13 protein-coding genes are annotated in these 20,691 nt (G+C 72.1%); 10 read left to right on the top strand and 3 right to left on the bottom strand.

Features of this window, described 5'->3' with window-relative positions; genetic code table 11:
- Positions 1–129: 129 nt before the first annotated feature.
- The 3 genes from ACFHWS_RS21425 (at position 130) to ACFHWS_RS21415 (ending at position 2,184) form a co-directional block, all read left to right on the top strand.
- Positions 130–1,302: an acyltransferase family protein gene (locus ACFHWS_RS21425; protein ID WP_416568891.1), complete on the top strand. Its 1,173-nt coding sequence runs from the start codon at positions 130–132 to the stop codon at positions 1,300–1,302.
- Between the two features lie 45 nt (positions 1,303–1,347).
- On the top strand, positions 1,348–1,746 hold the full coding sequence (locus tag ACFHWS_RS21420; RefSeq protein ID WP_416556723.1) for a PaaI family thioesterase: 399 nt from the start codon (positions 1,348–1,350) through the stop codon (positions 1,744–1,746).
- Positions 1,747–1,851: 105 nt separating this feature from the next.
- Entirely contained in the window at positions 1,852–2,184 is a 333-nt protein-coding gene (locus tag ACFHWS_RS21415) for a zinc ribbon domain-containing protein (RefSeq protein ID WP_416556724.1), read from the top strand.
- Positions 2,185–2,223: 39 nt separating this feature from the next.
- Here the strand turns inward: ACFHWS_RS21415 and ACFHWS_RS21410 are convergent, their stop codons facing one another.
- Positions 2,224–3,843 carry a deoxyguanosinetriphosphate triphosphohydrolase family protein gene (locus tag ACFHWS_RS21410; protein WP_416556725.1) on the bottom strand — a complete coding sequence of 540 codons (1,620 nt, stop codon included), beginning with the start codon at positions 3,841–3,843 and terminating at the stop codon, positions 2,224–2,226.
- 216 nt (positions 3,844–4,059) lie between these two features.
- Here ACFHWS_RS21410 and ACFHWS_RS21405 point away from each other — a divergent pair, with 216 nt between their 5' ends.
- Complete coding sequence (locus tag ACFHWS_RS21405) at positions 4,060–4,746, top strand: GOLPH3/VPS74 family protein (RefSeq protein WP_416556726.1); 687 nt, start codon at positions 4,060–4,062, stop codon at positions 4,744–4,746.
- A gap of 181 nt (positions 4,747–4,927) precedes the next feature.
- Positions 4,928–7,336, top strand: coding sequence for a Tex family protein (locus ACFHWS_RS21400; protein WP_416568890.1), 2,409 nt, complete (start codon positions 4,928–4,930; stop codon positions 7,334–7,336).
- 55 nt (positions 7,337–7,391) lie between these two features.
- On the opposite strand, the gene ACFHWS_RS21395 is transcribed toward ACFHWS_RS21400, so the two are convergent.
- On the bottom strand, positions 7,392–8,510 hold the full coding sequence (locus tag ACFHWS_RS21395) for a hypothetical protein (RefSeq protein WP_282230291.1): 1,119 nt from the start codon (positions 8,508–8,510) through the stop codon (positions 7,392–7,394).
- A gap of 201 nt (positions 8,511–8,711) precedes the next feature.
- Between ACFHWS_RS21395 and ACFHWS_RS21390 the strand changes: the two genes are divergently transcribed.
- From ACFHWS_RS21390 to ACFHWS_RS21380, 3 genes are all read left to right on the top strand, one after another.
- Positions 8,712–9,407 carry a response regulator transcription factor gene (locus tag ACFHWS_RS21390; protein WP_282230290.1) on the top strand — a complete coding sequence of 232 codons (696 nt, stop codon included), beginning with the start codon at positions 8,712–8,714 and terminating at the stop codon, positions 9,405–9,407.
- Entirely contained in the window at positions 9,400–10,836 is a 1,437-nt protein-coding gene (locus ACFHWS_RS21385; RefSeq protein ID WP_416556728.1) for a sensor histidine kinase, read from the top strand. Before ACFHWS_RS21390 ends, ACFHWS_RS21385 begins: the two co-directional genes overlap by 8 nt.
- A gap of 89 nt (positions 10,837–10,925) precedes the next feature.
- Positions 10,926–11,465 (top strand): hypothetical protein, encoded by a 540-nt coding sequence (locus tag ACFHWS_RS21380; protein ID WP_281554381.1) that lies wholly within the window; start codon positions 10,926–10,928, stop codon positions 11,463–11,465.
- A 151-nt stretch (positions 11,466–11,616) separates the two neighbouring features.
- Here ACFHWS_RS21380 and ACFHWS_RS21375 read toward each other — a convergent pair whose 3' ends face one another.
- Positions 11,617–12,132, bottom strand: a complete 516-nt coding sequence (locus tag ACFHWS_RS21375; RefSeq protein WP_416556729.1) for a hypothetical protein — start codon at positions 12,130–12,132, stop codon at positions 11,617–11,619.
- A 301-nt stretch (positions 12,133–12,433) separates the two neighbouring features.
- On the opposite strand from ACFHWS_RS21375, the gene ACFHWS_RS21370 reads away from it, so the two are divergent.
- Complete coding sequence (locus ACFHWS_RS21370; protein WP_416556730.1) at positions 12,434–15,391, top strand: AAA family ATPase; 2,958 nt, start codon at positions 12,434–12,436, stop codon at positions 15,389–15,391.
- A 367-nt stretch (positions 15,392–15,758) separates the two neighbouring features.
- On the top strand, positions 15,759–20,366 hold the full coding sequence (locus ACFHWS_RS21365) for a S8 family serine peptidase (RefSeq protein WP_416568889.1): 4,608 nt from the start codon (positions 15,759–15,761) through the stop codon (positions 20,364–20,366).
- Positions 20,367–20,691: the final 325 nt, after the last annotated feature.

Below are 20,691 nucleotides of genomic sequence, written 5' to 3'. Positions count from 1 at the left end.
GCCACCACGGCGGGGCCGATCGGTCGCGGCTGATGGCCGCTGCCACACCGCCAACCAATCGTCCGCTTGGCATACGCACGGGTGGATATCGCCGGTTTGACGTGCGAAGTCGGTGGATATGTTGGCCCGGTGCCTGCCACCCCTCCCTCGCCGGGCCGGCTGCCGTCGCTGACCGGGCTGCGGTTCGCCGCAGCGCTGCTGGTCTTCGGCGTGCACGCCTACTCGTTCATCCCGTTGGCTGACCCGCCGGCCGACCAGGTCGCCGGCATCCTGTTCAACGGCGGTGACCTGGGCGTCTCGTTCTTCTTTGTGCTGTCCGGCTTCGTACTCACCTGGTCGGTCCGCCCCGGCTACCGGCCGGGCCGGTTCTGGTGGGGACGCCTGGCGCGCGTCTACCCGGCGCATCTGGTCGCCCTGGGGCCGGCCGTCGTCGGCCTGATGCTGACGGCACGACTGCCGGACATCTGGCCGCGGCTGCTGGCCTTCTCGGCACCGCTGGTCCAGGCCTGGCATCCGTCGGACGTGTACTACCTGGGGATCAACCCGGTCACTTGGTCGCTCTCCTGCGAAATGGCGTTCTACCTGGCGTTCCCCCTGCTGTACGCGGGACTGCGCCGGCTCGGCACGACGGCGTTGCGGGCCACCGCCGTCGCCCTGCCGGCCGCCGTCTGGCTGATGCCGGTGGTGGCCGACCTGCTGATCGCGGCGGAACACCGCCGCTGGTTCGTCTACATCTTCCCGCCGGTACGGATGTTGGAGTTCCTGCTCGGCATCGTGCTGGCGCTGCTGGTGCGGCGGAGCGCCTGGCGAGGTCCGGGACTGCCGGTGGCCACTGCCCTGTGGGTGGCGAACTATCTCGCCGTCGAGTGGCTGCCGGCGCAGGCCCGCGACACCGCGGCGACGATCGTGACGATCGGTCTGCTGGTCCCGGCGGCGGCACTGGCCGACCTGCACGGCCGGCGGTCCTGGTGGCGGCACCGGGTCGCGGTCCATCTGGGCGAGGTGTCGTACGCGTTCTTCCTGCTCCATCTCGTGGTGATCGTGACCGTGATGCACCTCGTCGGCCGGGACCGGGAGTGGACCGCCTGGCAGGCGGTCGGGTTGACGCTGGCGTTCCTGGTCGGGTCCTACCTGTTGGCGGTGCCGCTGCACCGGTGGGTTGAGCTGCCGGCGATGCGTCGACTCAGGCCGACTCCGCCGGCAACTCCGCCCGGGCTCCGGGCCGGACCGCCGCCCGGACCGCAGGAGCGGGACCGGCGGCAGACCGGATCGGATCCCCGGCGGGACGCTCTCACCGGTTGACTACGCTCGCCGACGGGGCGGCACCGCACGCCGATGGGAGGCACCATGGACAGGCCAGTGGGTGGGTTCGACGCACAGCTCGGCGTTCGGGCCGAAGAGATCTCCGCGGAGCGGGTGGAGCTGCGGCTGCCGGTGACCCCGGCGCTGCACCAGCTGTTCGGGATCGTGCACGGCGGGGTGTACTGCGCGCTGGTGGAGAGCGCGGCGAGCATCGGCGCGGCGACCTGGCTCGGTGACGAGGGCCGAGTGGTGGGGGTGGCCAACCAGACCGACTTCCTGAAGGCGGTCTCCGGCGGGGAACTGATCGCCGTCGGCACGCCGGTCCACCGCGGCTACAGCCAGCAACTGTGGCAGGTCCAGATCACCGACGGTGACGATCAGCTGATCGCCCGGGGTCAGGTGCGGCTGCAGAACCTCCGGCCGGGAGGCGGCCGCCGCTCCTGACATCGCCCGCTGCCCGCCCAGCCACGACAGCCCGCCCATTGGTCCGGTGATCCGGCGAACCGGACACCTCTCCGGCCCGTACACACTGGCAGGAGGCGATGAGACATGGGCATCATGGTAAACCCTGCACGCCGTGACACGACCGGTTCCGACCTCTACATCCTGCGCGGTCTGCTGTGGTGCGGCGACCGCCTGTTGATTCCGGCCAGCACCGACGACGGCACCCGCCACTACGCCTGCCCCGACACGGAATGTGACCGTTCCCTGATCAACGCCGAGGAGATCGAACAGCAGGTGTGGCAGCGGTACGTACAGTTGAACGCCGACGCCGCCGACGTGGTCAGTCGCGACCAGCGGCGGGCGGCGCTGGTCGGCGTCCTGGCCCGGATCACCGTCGGCACCAGCCTGGTGGGGCTGGACTACGGCTGGCGGGACTGACCGCAGCCTGGACCGCCACTCGCTACCGGGACGGGCCGGTCACAGCACGAACGCATCGGTCCACAGCTGCCCGGACCGGCCGGTCAACGCGCCCAGCAACGCGACCGCCTGGCCGTCGGTGAGTGAGGCGACGTAGTCGATGATCGCCCGGCCCTGAGCGGCGGCGGCCAGGCCGTCCACCCGACTGCGGCCCGGGGCACCGGTCAGGCCGTCGCGCGGGGCACCGCCCGCCCCGGACGGGGTGTCGCTGCCGACGGTCGCAGCCAGCTCGGCCTCGGCCAGCTCGACCAGGTCGTGCAGCCGGCGGGGCAGCCGCCCCTGCTCGTCCGGGTCGGTCACCCAGGCGTGCAGCGCGTCGACCAGGGTGGCCAGCAGATCGGCCTGACCACGCTGGTGCAGCGCCAGGTCCGGCCGGGCGAGGACGAACCGGTGGTGCACGAACTTGAGCACCTGCACCTCGTGCCACTGGGCGGTGGCCAGCAGCACGTGGCCGGAGCGTACCGGCGGGTCGGCGGTGACGCCGATCGCGCCGACCAGTCGCCGGGTCCACCGCGCGGAGAACGTGCTGATGCTCTCCTCCGCTTCGATCGACCCGTCGAACGGCACCATCAGCAGGCCGTCCACCAGCTCCTGACGGACGTGTTCGACGGCGGCGGCGAACGCCTCGTCGGAGGCGATCCAGCTGTCCTTGCGGTGCAGCTGGCGGCGGAGCCGCTCGATGGACCGGCCGGGGCGGTGCGCGCTGGCGGCGATCTCCGCGTCGGTGAGCTCCCGCAGCTCGGCGGCGGAGCGCTGCCAGGTGACGAGTTCACCGGCGACCGGGCCCTGCTGCAGTACGCCGACCCGGTGGAAGTCCTCCACGTCGTGGATGGCGTACGCGATGTCGTCGGCGGTATCCATTATCGACGCTTCGACGGTCTGTTGCCACGGCTCGATCACCCCGGCGAACGGCGCGCGGGCCTGCCGCAGGTCGGCCGCCTCGGTGGTGTAGGCGCCGAACTTGACCGACCCCACCGCCGGATCGTCGGGCGCGACCGCGGCACCACGGGGCGCCGGACGCAGCAGGCTCGGATGCGGCTGCGGATAGGTGCGCCGGGTCCACGGGTACTTGAGCATCGCGGCCCGCACCGCTGCGGTCAGGTCCAGACCGACGGCCGCCTCGCCCCGGATCTCGGTGCTGGTCACGATCCGGTAGGACTGGGCGTTTCCCTCGAACCCGTCCGGCAGACCGAGCCGGTGCCGGGCCACCCGGTCCAGCACCCGTTCACCGAGGTGCCCGAACGGTGGGTGGCCCAGGTCGTGGGCAAGCGCCGCCGCCTCGACCACGTCCGGATCGCAGCCGCCGAGTTCGTCGAGCAGGGTCCGGTGCCGTTCGTCGGCCGTCAGCCGCTCGGCGACGGCCCGGCCCACCTGGGCCACCTTGAGGCTGTGGGTGAGCCGGTTGTGCACCAGCAGGCCGGAGCCGCCCGGGCTGATCACCTGGGTCACGCCGCCGAGCCGGGCGAAGAACGGTGAGGAGACGATCCGGTCCCGGTCGGCCCGGAACGGACTCGCCGCCAGATCGCTGGCGGCGGCGGCCCGTCGGCCGGACAGGCGGCGGGCACGGAGGTCCCCGGCCGGCGGGGTGGCCGACCGGACTGCTGCTGGTGCCAGGTCCACCAGCAGACGCTAACCCGGCGCCGGTGCGATACCTGGTCCGGGGTGGCATTTCGGCGCTGTCGAAGGAACATTTACCGGTTTCCAACAAAGGAATGGCTTGAGCTGATTGGTCCGGCGTCGTAAGGTTCCGCTTCAGCAAGGTCATCCGTCCTTGCCGGGCCGTTCCCGCGGCCCTGCTCGGCTCGCGCACCAGAAACCGCCGCAGGGGACGACTCGATGCGCCGTGCTCGAACTCCGACGGAGTTGACGCTGACCGAGGAGTTCTTCCTGGTTGCGCTCGACGACAGCACCGGCCGGCCGATGGCCGGCCGGGATCTGCTCGGTGCCGGGCTCGCCGGCGCCGCGATCGCCACGCTGATCCTCGCCGGTCGTGCCGAGGTCCGCGACGACCTGCTGGTGCCGGTTGACGGGCAGCCGCTCGGTGACCCGGTCGCCGACCCGCTGCTGGCCGAACTGCGGCTGGAACAACGCCAACCGGTGCCGGACTGGATCGCCCTGATGCGACCAGGGCTGCCCGGGGTGGTCGCTGAGGATCTGGAGACCCTCGGCGTGCTGCGCACCGAACAGGTCCGCCATCCGGTGACCCGCCGGATGACGACCCGGTTCCCGGCGATGGATCCGGTCCGCGCGGTCGGCCCCCGGGTCCGGCTCGGCCACGCCCTCGGCCGGGTCGTCGCGGTCGACGCCCGGACCGCCGCGCTCGCCCAGATCGTCCGCGCCACCGGCACCGAAGGCTGGTTCGTGACCATGTACGGGGCGACGGTACGGCGGCAGCTGGCGGCCACCGCGAGCCGGCTCGACCCGCAGCTGGCGGTGGTGGTCGACGCGATCAACCACCCGGCGCCACGGTCCCGGCTGCCGGTGCGGCTGTGGCCGCAGCGGGACACGTCGATCGCCTGGTGACCTGCGCCGTCGACCGGGTCGCGTGGTGGCGCGACACCGACCGCCGGTAGCCGGCAGAATGCTCCCCGGACCACCCACCGTGGTCCCCGGCACCGGCCGCAGGACGGGTGCCGGCCACAGGCATCGGGCCGGGCGGGAGCACCCCCGCCCGGCAGCCGGGAGTTGGAGCGGGGCACGCGACGTGACCACAGCGATTGATCAGCGGATCGCCGAAGAACTGGGAGTACGGGCCGGGCAGGTGGCGTCCGCCGTCGAACTGCTCGACGGCGGCGCGACGGTGCCGTTCATCGCCCGGTACCGCAAGGAAGCCACCGGGATGCTCGACGACGCGCAGCTGCGTACCTTGGAGGAACGGCTGCGCTACCTGCGCGAGCTCGACGAGCGCCGCGACGCGATTCTGGAGTCGATCCGCAGCCAGGGCAAGCTCGACGAGGCGCTGACCGCGCAGATCATGGCGGCCGACTCGAAGGCCCGGCTGGAGGACATCTACCTGCCGTACAAGCCGAAGCGGCGAACCAAGGCGCAGATCGCCCGCGAGGCAGGCCTGGAGCCGCTCGCGGATCTGCTGCTCGGCGATCCGGGTCAGGACCCGCGGACCGCGGCCGCCGGCTACGTCGACGCAGACAAAGGTGTGGCTGACGCGGCGGCGGCGCTCGACGGCGCGCGGGCGATCCTGGTGGAACGCTTCGCCGAGGACGCCGACCTGATCGGTGGGCTGCGGGAGCGGATGTGGTCGCGGGGCCGGCTCACCTCCCGGGTACGCGAGGGCCGGCAGACCGAGGGGGCCAAGTTCGCCGACTACTTCGACTTCGCCGAGCCGTTCACCAGGCTGCCGTCGCACCGCGTGCTGGCCATGTTCCGGGGGGAGAAGGAACAGGTCCTCGACCTGACCATGGAGCCGGAGGAGGTGCCGGCCGACGCCGTCGCCGGGCCGAGCAGCTACGAACCGATCATCGCCGGCCGGTTCGGCATCAGCGACCAGGGCCGGCCGGCGGACAAGTGGCTGGCCGACACCGTCCGCTGGGCGTGGCGTACCCGGATCCTGATCCACCTCGGCGCCGACCTGCGGATGCGGCTGTGGCAGGCGGCCGAGGACGAGGCGGTCCGGGTGTTCGCCGCCAACCTGCGGGACCTGCTGCTGGCCGCGCCGGCCGGCAGCCGGGCCACGATGGGTCTGGACCCGGGCGTACGCACCGGGGTGAAGGTGGCCGTGGTCGACGCAACCGGCAAGGTGGTGGCCACCGAGACGGTTTACCCGCACGAGCCGCGCCGGCAGTGGGACGCCTCCATCGACACGCTGGCGAAGTTGGCCGCCGCGCACCGGGTGGACCTGGTGGCGATCGGCAACGGCACCGCGTCGCGGGAGACCGACAAGCTGGTCGCCGACCTGATGGCCCGGAACCCCGGGTTGAAGCTGACCAAGGTGATGGTCTCCGAGGCCGGCGCGTCGGTCTACTCGGCTTCGGCGTACGCCTCTCAGGAGCTGCCGGACCTCGACGTGTCGCTGCGCGGCGCGGTCTCCATCGCCCGCCGGTTGCAGGACCCGCTCGCCGAGCTGGTCAAGATCGACCCTCGGTCGATCGGCGTCGGGCAGTACCAGCACGACATCTCCGAGACGAAGCTGTCCCGCTCGCTCGACGCCGTGGTCGAGGACTGCGTCAACGGGGTCGGGGTGGACGTGAATACCGCGTCGGCGCCGCTGCTGACCCGGGTCTCCGGCATCGGTGCCGGGTTGGCCGAGAACATCGTGCTGCACCGCGACACGCACGGGCCGTTCCGGTCCCGGGAGGCGTTGCGAACGGTGGCCCGGCTGGGGCCGAAGGCGTTCGAACAGTGCGCCGGCTTCCTGCGCATCCGCGACGGTGACGACCCGCTCGACTCGTCCAGTGTGCACCCTGAGGCGTACCCGGTGGTCCGTCGGATCCTCGCCGACACCGGTAGTGACCTGCGGACGCTGATCGGCGACACGAAGACGTTGCGCCGGATCCGGCCGGAGAAGTTCGTCGACGCCGTGTTCGGTCTGCCGACGGTCACCGACATCCTCGCCGAGCTGGAGAAGCCGGGCCGCGACCCGCGACCGGCGTTCCGTACCGCCACCTTCGCTGACGGTGTGGAGACCCTGGCCGACCTGCGGCCCGGCATGGTGCTGGAGGGCGTGGTGACCAACGTGGCCGCGTTCGGCGCGTTCGTCGACGTCGGGGTGCACCAGGACGGTCTGGTGCACGTGTCGGCGATGTCGAAGACGTTCGTCAAGGATCCGCGCGACGTGGCCAAGCCCGGTGACATCGTCCGGGTGAAGGTGCTCGATGTGGACGTCGCCCGCAAACGGATCTCGTTGACGCTCCGGCTGGACGACGAGCCGGGTGCCGGCCGCGCACCGGGTCAGCGCGACGGCGCGGACGGCAGCCGGGGCGGCGGCCCCGGCCGGGGTGGGCAGCCCCGGCAGCAGGGCCGGGACGGCAAAGGCGGCCGAAGCGGCCAGGTCGGCAAGGACGGCCGGGGCGGCAGAGGCGGCAGGGACAGCCAGCGCGGCGGAGGCCAGCCCGAGGGTGCGCTCGCCGACGCGCTGCGCCGGGCGGGTCTGGCCTGACCGGTCGGTCTGCACGCGAGGGGTCGGGACGGTTGCCGTCCCGACCCCTCACCGGTCAGGTGCTCGACGAATAGGTGAGGAAGAAGTTGTTCGGTGCCTGCGAACCTCCGGCGTTGAAGCAGATCACGTTGCGAACCAGCGCCGTGTTGGCGGACAGCACCCACGGTGTCTGCAGGTTGCAGTAGTCCGGGCTGGTGCCGAGCGCGGTGACCTGCACGGTGCTCGCCGGAACACCCACCGACGGCAGTGTCACCAGGTACTGCCCGACGCCGGAGACCGCGATGCTGTTGGCCCCACCGGCGGAGTTGAAGTTGGTCGACCCGCCGAAGGGCGAACTCAGCAGGTAGGCGAACCGGGTCGGCGGCACCGAGCCGAAGATCGGCCGCTCCCGGTGGTAGGTCAGGTTGAAGTAGCTGTCGATGAACGACCCGGCTGGGTCGAAGCAGAACACGTACGCCAGGATCGCGCCGCCGCTGGGGGACCACTGGGCGATCTTGCACCGCCGCGGACCGAACGGGTGCTCGGCGGTGGCCTGCAGGTTGCCGTCCAGCAGGGCGGTGCCGAGTCCGTTGAGCTTCACCTCGTAGAAGCCGGTGCCGAGCTGGGTGACCGTGTTGCCGGCACCCATCGAGTTGTAGGACGACAGCATCGCCCCGACCGGGTTCGCCCTGACGTAGCCGAACGCGTCCGACCCCGGCGGCAGCATCCCGGAGGCGGAGGTGTAGTCGACGACGAACCGGGCGTTGTCCGGTACGCCACCGGGCCGGTAGCACTGCACGATCACCATGTGGTCAGGTCCGGCGGGGGCGTTCGAGACCACCTGGCACCATCGTGGTGCGTTGTCGACCGTGGTGACGTGAACGACACCGTTGGGTGAGGCGGCCAGCGGGAACCGCACCTGGTAGCGCCCGACACCGACCTGGTCGACGGTCGCCCAGAGCGCGGGTGCGGTGGCCTTCCAGCTGCCCCACTGCCGGGTGGTGTCGAGGATGGTGCCGGGTGCCGGGGTCGGCGTGTGCAGGTAGGCGAAACCCCAGCGGTCAGCGACGGCTGCCTGAGCCGGCGCGGCGGCTCCGACCACGGCGGCGGTGGCGGTCAGTAGCCCGGTGGCGAGCAGGGCGATGCCACGGCGGACCAAGCCGCGGCCGTTGTTGGATCCAGTGCGGACAGACACCGGTCCACCTCCATTCACGAGGAGCGATATCCAGTCAGCCTAATGAATACACCACGTGCCCGTACAGTTATTGACCGTGATCTGATTTGATGCGGCATCCGGTCCGGCTCACAATCCGGGAATCACCCGCCAGCAGCGACTTTTACCTGATCCGTACCGGAAACTGATGCGGTCGTTTACCGGTCACGTCAAGATGGGCGGGTGACCGCAGCACCGCAACCGGACCGGGGACTGGTGCTCGTCGTCGAGGACGAACAGCCGATCGCCGACCTGATCCGGCTCTACCTCACCCGCGACGGGTTCGGCGTACATGTGTGCGCCGACGGTGACAGCGGGCTGGCCGCCGCCCGACGGCTGCGCCCGGTGCTGGCCGTGCTGGACATCGCGCTGCCCGGCGTCACCGGCACCGAGATCTGCCGGCGGCTGCGCGCCGACGACGACTGGACCCCGGTCATCTTCCTCACCGCCCGCGACGACGAGATCGACCGGGTCGTCGGCCTCGAGCTGGGCGCCGACGACTACGTCACCAAACCGTTCAGCCCCCGCGAACTGGTCGCCCGGGTGCGGGCCATCCGCCGCCGCAGCCTCGGCCCGCCCGGCGGTCGACCGGTCCGTACCGTCGGTGGCGTCACCCTCGACCCGGCCCGGCGCACCGTCACCGCCGACTCCCACCCGGTCGTCCTCACCTCCACCGAGTTCGACCTGCTGGACCATTTGATGCGCCGGCCCGGACGGGTCTACACCCGTGAGGAGCTGCTCTCCGCCGTCTGGGGTTACGCCGCGCACGCCGGCACCCGCACCGTCGACGTGCACGTCGCCCAGGTCCGGGCCAAGCTCGGCACCGCCGCCACCGTGATCCGCACGGTACGCGGCGTCGGCTACACCGCCGATGGTTGAACCGGACCAGACCGGGCAGCGGTCCGGCTGGCGCCAGCTCACCGGCACACTCACTGCCCGTGCCGTCGGGGTCGCCTGCGCGGTCGCCCTACTGTCGGTGCTGGTCACCGCAGCGGTCGCCATCCCGCTCGGGGTCCGGGGCACGGAACGCGGCGCCCGCGCCTCGCTGGCCGCCAAGGCCGACCTGGTCGCGGCGGCCGTCACCGACGCCCCGGCCGGCACGCGGACGGCTCTCGCCGGCCGGCTGACCGGCGAACTCACCGACCAGGGCATCGAAGTGCTGCTCGTCCGGCCCGGCGGGACGGTGCCTCGGCAGCTGCCCGGCCAGGTGGTCCGCCGGCTCGCCGCCGGTGCGCCGGTGACCAGCCGCCGGCCGGCCCGCGTCGACGGCCAGCCGACCCTGATCGAAGGACGGCCCACCGGCGACGGCACGGCGGTGGTGCTGCTCCAGCCGGTACGACCAGGAGTCGGCCGGCTGGTCTGGAGCAACCTGTGGCTGGCGTTGGCCGCCGGGCTCACCGCCGGCCTGATCGCCGGGGTGCTGCTCGCCGCCCGGCTGTCCCGGCCGATCCGGGCCGCCGCACACGCGGCGCAGCGGCTGCGCGCTGGGGACCGCACCATCCGGGTACCGCTGGATCCGCCCGTCGAGGCCGAGCAGTTGGCCCGCGCGCTCAACGACCTCGCCGCCGCGCTCGCCGTCAGCGAGGCACGGCAACGGGACTTCCTGCTGTCCATCTCGCACGAGCTGCGCACCCCGCTGACCACGCTGCGCGGGTACGCCGAGGCGATCGCCGACGGCGTGGTGGACCCCGACGGAGCCGTGCGTACCGGGCAGATCATGCTCGGTGAGGCGCAGCGGCTGGACCGCCTGGTCGGCGACCTGCTGGCGCTGGCCCGGCTGGAGGCCTCCGACTTCGCCCTGGAACTGGTCGACGTCGACCTCGACGCGCTGCTCACCGACGCCGTCGATGCCTGGCGGCCCCGGTTCACCGGCAACGGGGTGACGGTCGACCTGACCCCACCGGCCGCGCCGGTGACCGTCCACACCGACCCGGGGCGGCTCCGGCAGGTCGTCGACATCCTGCTGGACAACGCGCTGCGGGTGGTGCCGGCCGGCGGCACCGTGCGGCTCGGCGTACCGCCGGAACCGGCGACCGGGCAGGCTGGATCCGCCGCCGGGCAGCCGGACTTCGTCGCGGTGCAGGTGCACGACGACGGCCCGGGGTTCACCGACGACGACCTCGCGGTGATCTTCGAACGCGGTGCGCTGCACCGCCGCTACCGGGGCGAACGGTCGGTCGGCACCGGGATCGGGCTGGCCCTGGCCGCCGGGCTGGCCCACCGTCTGGGCGGGCGGATCAGAGCCGGCCACTCCCCCGGCGGCGGTGCCGTGTTCACCGTACGGTTGCCGCGCAGGACGGCCCGGTAGCTCGGCTGCCTCCGTCGGACCGACGGCGCCTTACCTGATCCGAACATCGACCTGACGGTGGCTTCGTGTCGGTGGCCGATGCTGACCACATGAGAAGTTCAGTTGGCACGAAGGCATTCACCGGTGCTGCGGCGGGGGCGGTCGCGATCCTGGCCCTCACCGGCTGCGGGTCCGGCGGCTCCCACACCGCTGCGGATCCACTCCCGGTCGCCGCGGTCGACACCGTCGACTACAGCGACTTCGGTCTCTCCAGCGACGACCGGCCCGGCTGGTGGGACGGCCGCCGTGGCCCGTGGGGGCGACCCGGCCCACGCGTCGGCTGGCTACGCGGCCTCGGGGCGGGCGGTGCCGGTCTGCACGGCGAGATGACCGTACAGACCGACGGCGGGCCGCGCACGCTCGTCGTGCAGCGCGGCACGGTCGACTCCATCGACGGCAGCACGATCAGCGTCGAGTCGGCGGACGGCTTCGTCCTCGACTGGACCTGCGCCGACGAGTGCCGGGTGATCGACGACGGCGACGAGGTCAAGCTGTCCAGTCTCGACGTCGATGCCGAGGTCGGCGTCCGCGGCCTCCGTGACGGCGAGGAACTGCTCGCCCGGATCGTGCTGCGACCCGAGACGGACTGACCCGCACGTCGCAGTGACCTGTAGTGACCCGCACCGCCGGGCACGCGGCCCGCGCGGTGGACTCCGGTCCCACGACAGCCGCGTGGGCCGCGGTCGATCCGGGCGTCGAGTGCCTTGCCGCGCCGGTCCGGCACCCGGATCGCCGACCCTCCTACAGCGTGATCTGCCAATTCTGCTGCAGGAACTGACGCAGCGCCGCGACGCCCGGTTCCACCGCCGCCCGATACGCTCCGGACCTCGCTTCCAGAACGTTCCGGATTTCCTCGTCGTCCAGCACACCTACGGCATTGGCCAGACTTGTGACCTCGTACAGGTAGACGTTCCCGTTTTCGGTCTTGCCGTGCAGGACATGCCCGTGCTCGTGCCAGATCACCGCTGAGCGGTAGGCCATGGTTCCGTCGAAAACCCCTTCCTGGATCACCAGCGTGTCCACCGCGACGGTGTCGATGATCCCGTCCCAGTCCACGTCGTCCTCGACGTACTTGCGGACCTCGGGCGCGGCCATCTGCTTCTTCACCCAGGTCACCTGAATCGCCGACTTCAGACAGATGGCCGGGTTCTCGGCCGTACCGACGGACATCGACTGCGGAACGACGACAACGTTCACGCCGTCGACGACCTGCCCCAAAATGGCACCTGCCTGCTGCAGCATGGCGTTGCTGATCACGTGCCGAACTCCTGTCTCGATCAGGATGGACAACCCGGTCCGCGCACGAGAAGCAAACACCCAACGGGCATCGACAAGGAGCGTGGATCTGGTGCGGAGCGAACAGACCGGGTGGATTCGAGTAGCGGTCGACCCGGACGTCGGGCGAATCCTGAATCCGCCTCGACAATAGTCGAACGGCGACCGTGGTCACCAGGGTCGTCACGGTCCGGATCACGACAAGGGCTGGCTGCCCAGAGCGCCGGCCAGGGCGACATCGACGGCTCGCTACGGCATCCGACGTGCGGGATACGCTCAGACGATGCGGGTGAACGGGCACGCTGCGGCGGCGGGCACGGCGATGCCGATCGCCACGCCACGGCTGGTGGGACGGTCCGGTGAGGTGGCGGCGCTGGCCACAGCGCTCACCCGTCCCCCGGCGGTGGTCCTGCTGGAGGGTGAGGCGGGGATCGGCAAGAGCCGGCTGGTGCGGGAGACGTCGGCAGCCGGGGCCGGTCTGCGCCCCGGCACCCTGCTGGCGGTCTGCCCACCGCTACGCGAATCGCTCACCCTGGCGCCCATCGTGGACGCGCTGCGCGATGTCCGGCCACGGCTGACCGGGGTAGGGCTGAGCGCGTTGGCCGGGGCACTGCGCCCGCTCCTGCCGGAATGGTCGGCCGAGCTGCCACCGCCACTGGACCCGGTGGACGACGCAACCGCGGCCCGGCACCGGCTGTTCCGGGCGTTGGACGAGCTGATCCGTGCGCTCGACGTCGACCTGCTCGTCGTCGAGGATGCGCACTGGGCCGACGAGGTCACTCAGGAGTTCCTGGTGTTCCTCACCGCCCGACCGGCCCCCGGTGGGCCGAGCCTGCTGGTCACCTACCGGCCCGAGGAAGTCGACGACCGCTCGCTGCTGCTGCGGCTGTCCCGGCCGGCGGCCGGCGGCGGCGCCCGGCTGCGGATCACCCTGGCGCCGCTGGACGTGGCCGACACGGCGGCGATGGTCTCGTCGATGCTGGACGGCAATCCCATGTCGACTGAGTTCGCCACCTTCCTGCACCAGCGCACGAGCGGCGTACCGCTGATGGTCGAGGAGTCGGTACGCCTGCTGTGTGACCGGACCGACGTGGTGTTCCGGGACGGACGCTGGGTGCGGTTGAGCCTGAGTGAGCTGCAGGTGCCGGCGTCGGTACGGGACTCGACCCGGGAACGGGTCGGGCGGCTGACCCAGGCCGCCCAGCGGGTGCTGCGCGCCGCCGCCGTACTCGGCGAACCCGCCGACGAGGCCACCCTGGCGGCCACTGCCGGCCTGCTGACCCGGGCCTGCCGGGCCGGGTTGACTGAGGCGGCCACCGCCGGTCTGCTGGACAGCGACGAGCGTGACCACCCCGGCGGCGGTCGGTGGCGGTTCCGGCACGCCCTCGCCGCCACCGCCGTCTACGAGGCCATCGCGCACCCCGAGCGGCGTACGCTGCATCTGCGGGCCGGACAGGCAGTCGAGGGTCTGGATCCGCCGCCGGTCGCCCAGCTGGCCCGACACTTCCGCGAGGCGGGTGACGTGGCGCGCTGGGCCCGGTACGCGGAGGCCGCCGCCGATCGGATGATCGCCTCCGGCGACCACACCACCGCCGCGGTCGCCCTCGACGAGCTGCTGACCGTGGCGGAACTGGCGGCACCGGACCGGGCCCGGATCGCCCGTACCGCCGCCGTCGCCGCGCTCGGCCGCCGCGAACCGGTCGACGACGTATACCACCGGGTGGTCGCCACCCTGCGGGCCGTGCTGGAGTCGACCCAGCTGACCGCGCGGCAGCAGGCCGACATCCGCAACCCGCTGGGCCGGCTGCTGATCATCGGCGGTGAGGCACAGGCCGCGCTCACCGAACTCGGCCGGTCGGTGGAGCACCTGGCCGACCCGGTGGAGGCGGCCCGTGCGATGACCTACCTCGGCTGGGCGTACGCCGGCCCGTGGCCGGCCGCCACCCATCTGCGGTGGCTGCACCGGGCCGCCGAGCTGATCCCGCGGATCCCGTCCGCCGCCGACCGGATGTCGCTGGCCGGTAACCGGGCGGCGGCGCTGCTGATGCTCGGCGAGCCGCAGGCCTGGGAGGTGGTGGCCGGGCTGCCGACCGACGGCGCGGCGGCGGCCGAACGGCGGGACATCGCCCGGATCCACGCCAATGTCGGCACCGGGGCGCTGATCTGGGGCCGGTACGCCGACGCCGGGCGGCACCTGTCGGTGGCGCTGGCTCTCGCCGACGCCGAGGGTCTGGTCCGGCTGCGCTACAACGTCCTGGTGGAACAGGCCAACCTGGACTGGCTCACCGGCCGGTGGGACGGCCTGGCCGACCGGGCCGCCCAACTGGCCGAGGTGGACCGGGACCGGCCGGGCGTCTATCTGGGGAGTCTGCGGCTGGCCGGACGGCTGGCCGCAGCCACCGGTCAGCTACGCCACGCCGAGCAGCAGTTCCAGGTGGTGCTGGACGAGGCGGCCCGGCGCGGCGCGGTCGACGACACGGTGGAGCCGGCCGCCATGCTGGCCCGGCTGTGGCTCGACGACGGGCAGGCCGATCGGGCGGTGCGGGTCACCGATGGTCCGATCGGGGCGGTCGCCGCCAAGCGGGTCTGGGTGTGGGCCACCGACATCGCCCCGGCGCGGGTGGCGGCGCTGCTCGCCGCCGGCCAGCCGGGCGAGGCGGCCGATCTCGTGCGTCGATTCGCCGGCGGGCTACGCGGCCGGGCCGCGCCGGGCCCGGCGGCCGCGCTGGCGGTGTGCCGGGCCGCGCTGGCCGACGCAGCCGGTGACCATGACCGGGCGGCGGCCGGCTTCGACCGGGCCGCCCGCGCGTGGGCGGCGCTGCCCCGCCCGTACGACGCGCTACTCGCCCGGGAGCGGCAGGCGCTGGCGTTGCTGGCCGCCGAGCGGGCCGAGCCGGGACGGGCGCTGCTGGTCGAGGTGTACGACGGTCTGGCCGACCTCGGCGCGCGCGGTGCCGCCGACCGGGTGGCGCGACGGCTGCGCGAACACGGCGGGGAGGTGCCGCGCCGGTGGCGGGGAGGTCGCAAAGGGTACGGCGACCGGCTGTCCCCGCGCGAGCTGGACGTGGTCCGGTTGGTGGTAGCCGGGCACACCAACCGGGAAATCGGCCGGATCCTCGCCAAGTCGTCGGCCACAGTGGATCAGCAGCTCCGATCGGCGATGCGCAAGCTGCGGGTGTCCAGCCGTACCGCGCTGGCGGTCGCCGCCGTGGAGGCCGGCGTCCTTGCGGCGGACGACTGAAACGGCCCGGCAACCCGGTCGAAACCGGATCGGGCACATCGACCGCGACCGGTCGATTCTTTGACGTATCTACTGGATAGCTAACGATCCGCCGGCTCAGCAGCATGACTTGCATGCACGAGCCACCAGGGCGGTCAACGGATGAACCCGCGCCCGAACCCGACCCCGAATCCGACCGACCCGTACCCGGTGGACCCGTTCCCGGTGGACCCGAGGCGGGCGGACCCGAGGCGGGCGCGGACGCGGCACCCGACGGTGGCACCGGTACCTGCGCGACCTGCAGCGCGGAACGCCGTGACCCGTACCAACCCCTGTGAGGGGCACGGCGTGCCCACCCGCGTGGCCGATCCCACGGAAGGAACCCCCAATGAGACCTATCGCACGAGCGATGTCGCTGGTGCTGCTGGCCGGTGTGGCGTTGGCCGCGCCGAATCCGGCGGCGGCGGCACCCCGGCCCGGCCCCGATCCGGGCGGTGACCCGGCGCGCGGCGTCGCCGACAAGATCCAGCCCGAGTTGGAGCGGTCGCTGGAGTCCGACGGCGCCACCGATCTGTGGATCCGGTTCGCCGAGCGGGCTGACCTGGCGCAGGCGCGGCAGATCGACGACTGGACGGCGCGCGGCGAGGCGGTCGCCGAGACGCTGCGGACCACCGCTGCCACCAGCCAGACCAGTGTCCGACACCTGCTCGACACCGAGGGCGTGACTTACCAGGCGTTCTGGGCCAGCAACGCGATCTACGTACGGGACGGATCGTCGATGCTGGCCCAGGAGTTGGCGACCCGGCCCGACGTCGAAGGCCTCTACCAGCCGGTCGAGTACCAGCTGATCGAGCCGACCCCGGGCGAGCCGGCCCGCGACGACGCCGACGGTGCGGACGAGCGTGGGACCCAGGCCGAGGATGTCGAGTGGGGCATCGCCAACATCAACGCTGACGACGTGTGGGACCAGTTCGGCACCAAGGGCGCCGGCATCACCGTCGCCAACCTGGACACCGGTGTCCAGTTCGACCACCCGGCGCTGGTCGCCCAGTACCGGGGCAACCTGGGTGACGGCACGTTCGACCACAACTACAACTGGTTCGACGCGGACAGCCGGTGCGGCGCGGCCCCGTGCGACCGGGGCTCGCACGGCACCCACACGATGGGCACGATGGTCGGCGACGGCGGCACCGGCAACCGGATCGGCGTCGCGCCCGAGGCGAACTGGATCGCGGCGAACGGCTGCTGCCCGACCGACGCGGCGCTGGTCGCCTCCGGCCAGTGGCTGCTGGCACCGACCGACCTCGACGGGCAGAACCCTGACGCCGGCAAACGTCCGCACATCATCAACAACTCGTGGGGCAGTACGCAGCCCTCGCTGGACCCCTTCATGGAGGACGTGTCGCTGGCCTGGGACGCCGCCGGCATCCTCGGCATCTGGTCCAACGGCAACAGCGGCGCGCAGGGCTGCCAGTCCAGTGGCTCGCCCGGTAGCCGCTCCGTGAACTACTCGGTCGGCGCGTACGACGTCGACAACGAGATCGGCTCCTTCTCCGGCCGCGGTCCGGGCCAGGACGGCGAGTTCAAGCCAAACATCTCGGCCCCTGGCGTAGACGTGCGTTCGTCCGTTCCAGGCGGCTACCGCGCCACCGACGGCACCTCGATGGCCGCGCCGCACGTCGCGGGCACGGCGGCACTGCTGTGGTCGGCGGCACCGGCGCTGATCGGTGACACCGACGCGACCCGGAAACTGTTCGACCGCACCGCGATCGACACCGCCGACCCGCAGTGCGGCGGCACCGGCGCGGACAACAACGTGTACGGCGAGGGCCGCCTCGACGCGCTGGCGCTGCTGGAGGCGGCTCCGGTCGGTGACACCGGCACCCTGTCCGGTGCGGTCACCGACGCGGCGACCGGCGCGCCGGTCGAGGGCGCGACGGTGACCATCGAAGGCGAGACGGTCCGGGAGCGGGTCACCGCGGCGGACGGCTCCTACTCGGCCCGGTTGACCGTCGGGACCTACCCGGTGACGGTCACCGCGTTCGGTTACGCCGAGCAGAGCACCGAGGTGACCATCACCCTGGGCGCCACGACCGTCGAGGACGTTGCGCTGACCGCGCTGCCGACGATGACGCTCAGCGGACTGGTCCGGGACGGCTCCGGGCACGGCTGGCCGCTGTACGCCAAGGTCAGCGTGGCCGGCACCGAGGTCAGTACGTTCACCAACCCGTTCAACGGCCGGTACCGGCTGGTGTTGCCGACCCACGCGACGTACACCCTGGTGGTGGAGCCGCAGTACGACGGCTACGGCACCGTCGAGCAGCCGGTGCAGGTACACGGCGGCAACCGGACCATGGATGTTGCCGCGCCGGTGCAGCGGTGCGCCTCCGCACCTGGCTACGCCTTCTCCGCCGGGATCGGGGTGCTCGGCGACGAAAACGGGCAAATCGGCTCCTTCCTTGACGACCAGGGCGTCCCGACCACCGAGGTCGGCTGGGATACGGACGTGTCCGGCTACGACGCGATCATCGTCAACCGGCCGAGCAACCCCGGCGAGGAGACGTTCCTGCGGTTCCTGGCGGACACCGACGCGGCCGGCGTGGGTGTGCTGTTCCTGGACACCTGGTCCAACGTGGGTGGTAACGGCATCTACCTGCTCAGCCAGTACACCGGTAACCCGGGGGCCCGCAGCAGCGGCATCGTCTACGACACCGAGGGCGACCTGTCGTACCAGGTGATGCAGGAACACCCGGTGGTGGAAGGGTTCCCGCTCGGCGGACGGATCGCCTTCGACGAGACGGACAACTACTCCAAGTACTACGGCTTCTTCGACGCCTACGGCGGCGAGGGTCGGATGGTGGTCGCCAACGCCGTCACCTCGGAAGTCGGCACCGTCGGGGTCGGCATCGGGGTGCAGCAGCGGACGAACAACCGGCACGTGCTGCTGTCGATGCACGCCGCCAGCTACAACACCGGGCCGCAGACCTGGCACGACGACAGCGCCCGGGTCTTCAGCAACGCGGTGGACTGGATCGCCGAGACCGAGTTCGAGTGTGTCAAGGTCGAAGGTGGGCTGGCCGTCGGCTTCGTCCGGGACGCCAACACCGGCGCCGGGCTGGCCGACGCCGAGGTGACGCCGGTGGACGGCTCCGTCGGCACCCGTACCGTCGCGACGCCGCAGGACCCGGACCTCGACGACGGCTTCTACGCCCTGTTCTCCCCCGCCGGCCGGCACCGGATCACCGCCTCGGTGAACCAGTACGCGGAGCTGACCCGATGGGCAGAGGTCACCGAGGACTGGGTCACCCGGCACAACTACAAGCTGGCGGCCGGACGACTGACGGTGACCGGCTCGCCGGTCGAGGCGACCGTGCAGCTCGGCGGAGCGACGACCGCCGAGGTCACGGTCACCAACACCGGCGGCGCGCCCGCCGAGGTGGAGCTCAGCGAACGAGCCGGCGAGTTCGAGATCCAGCGCGCCGACGGTTCGCGAGCGGCGTCGCGCCAGGTCGCGGCGGCCGCCGGGGCACCGACCCGCCGGATTCCGCTGGACGCGCCGATCGAGCAGCTCGCCGGGGCCGCGTCGGCGACGGTGTTCGGACCGGGTGCCGCACCGGCGGCGACCCCTGCGGCTGAGCCGTGGCTCAGCCTGCCGGGGCTGCCCCGGACGGTGATGGACAACAGCGCGGTCACCGTCGACGGCAAGTTGTACTCGTTCGGCGGGTCCAACGGATCGTCGTCGCTGGCCGAAGGGTACGTCTACGACCCGGCCACCCAGGCCTGGTCCCGGCTCGACGACATGCCGCACGGTGCCCGCAGCCAGGCCGCCGAAGGCGTCATCGACGACAAGGTCTACCTGGTCAGCGGGTGGAGCACGTTGAACACCGACACGCTGATCTTCGACCCGGCCACCGGCGGGTGGAGCACGGGTGCCGACGTGCCGGCCGCGTCGGCCGCCGCCGGATCGGCGGTGCTCGACGGCGAGTTGTACGTGGTCGGCGGCTGCACCACGACCAGCTGTGCCCCGTACAGCGACCAGGTGTTCCGCTACGACCCCCGGGCCGACGCCTGGGACACCGTCGCCAGCTACCCGATGCCGATTGCCTGGCAGTCCTGCGGCGCGGTCAGCGGCGGGATCGTCTGTGCCGGTGGACTGTCCAACAGCCAGCCGGTGACCGCCAGCTACTCCTACGACCCGGCCAGCGACTCCTGGACGCAGGTAGCGGACCTGCCGGTGAACCTGTGGGGTTCGGCGTACCACACCGCCGACAACCAGCTGCTGATCTCCGGTGGCGGCACCGGCACCCAGGCGATCACCAACGAGGGGTACGCCTACGACCCGGCGACCGACGCGTGGTCGAGCCTGCCGACGGCGAACAGCCCCGGCTTCCGGCCGGGCAGCGCCTGCGGGCTCTACCGGGTCGGCGGATCGGCGATCTCCGGATTCCAACCGACCAACACAGTGGAACTGCTGCCCGGCTTCGACCAGTGCGGGTCGATGACGGACACCGGATGGTTGACGGTGGACCCGGGCACCGCCACGATCGCCCCCGGCGAAAGCCTCACGGTGACGCTGACCCTGACCGCCGAGGTGGCCCAGCCGGGCACCTACACCACCGGCGTCACCGTCTTCGAGGACACGCCGTACGCGGTGGACACGGTGCCGGTGACGATGACCGTCACCCCGCCGGACACCTGGGGCAAGATCACCGGTACGGTCTCCGCCGTGGGCTGTGACGGCGACCTGACCCCGATCACCGGGGCGACGGTGCAGCTGAGCACGTGGACGATGGAGCTGCCGTTGACCACCGACGCCGACGGCGGCTACGCCCACTGGCTCGACCACCGGCACAACCCGGTCACGATGATCGTGGCCAAGGACGGCTACATGCCGCAGACCCGCCAGACCCAGGTCACCGCCGGTGACGTACGGGTCGAGGACTGGGCGCTGCGCCAGGTGTGCGGCCGATCGGCGGGAGCGCTCGAGACCAGCTGACCCGTGACCCGGCTCACCGGTAGATGACCCGTCGACGGTGAGCCGCCCCGAGCGTACGCCCCGAGGTGACCCCTCGGGGCGTACGCCGTTGTCGGCCGACTCACCGACTCACCGCTTTCCCGCACGCGGCCCGGCGGCGGATCTGTGGCGACGACCCACGATCGCGCGGACTTCGACCAGGCCAGGAACGCATCACCGATCGGCATCAGGCCGAACGCGTACCGCCGGGTGGTCGGGGTCAGGCGCACCGAGCCGACCACCGCCGCCGATCCAACCAGTACGGCGACCTCCACCCGCAGGGCCCGGCCGACACCCGAGGTGGACG

The sequence above is a fragment of the Micromonospora sp. LOL_013 genome (assembly GCF_048060315.1).
Lineage (GTDB): Bacteria > Actinomycetota > Actinomycetes > Mycobacteriales > Micromonosporaceae > Micromonospora_E.
The sequence above is the reverse complement of the archived record's forward strand: the minus strand, read 5'-3'. Positions and strand labels throughout refer to the sequence as shown.

Excerpts from the sequence above, each read along its gene's own strand:
- ACFHWS_RS21385 (WP_416556728.1), top strand. The coding sequence starts at position 9,400 with ATGGTTGAACCGGACCAGACCGGGCAGCGGTCCGGCTGGCGCCAGCTC.
- ACFHWS_RS21420 (WP_416556723.1), top strand. The coding sequence starts at position 1,348 with ATGGACAGGCCAGTGGGTGGGTTCGACGCACAGCTCGGCGTTCGGGCC.
- ACFHWS_RS21365 (WP_416568889.1), top strand. The coding sequence starts at position 15,759 with ATGAGACCTATCGCACGAGCGATGTCGCTGGTGCTGCTGGCCGGTGTG.
- ACFHWS_RS21370 (WP_416556730.1), top strand. The coding sequence starts at position 12,434 with ATGCGGGTGAACGGGCACGCTGCGGCGGCGGGCACGGCGATGCCGATC.
- ACFHWS_RS21405 (WP_416556726.1), top strand. The coding sequence starts at position 4,060 with ATGCGCCGTGCTCGAACTCCGACGGAGTTGACGCTGACCGAGGAGTTC.
- ACFHWS_RS21380 (WP_281554381.1), top strand. The coding sequence starts at position 10,926 with ATGAGAAGTTCAGTTGGCACGAAGGCATTCACCGGTGCTGCGGCGGGG.
- ACFHWS_RS21415 (WP_416556724.1), top strand. The coding sequence starts at position 1,852 with ATGGGCATCATGGTAAACCCTGCACGCCGTGACACGACCGGTTCCGAC.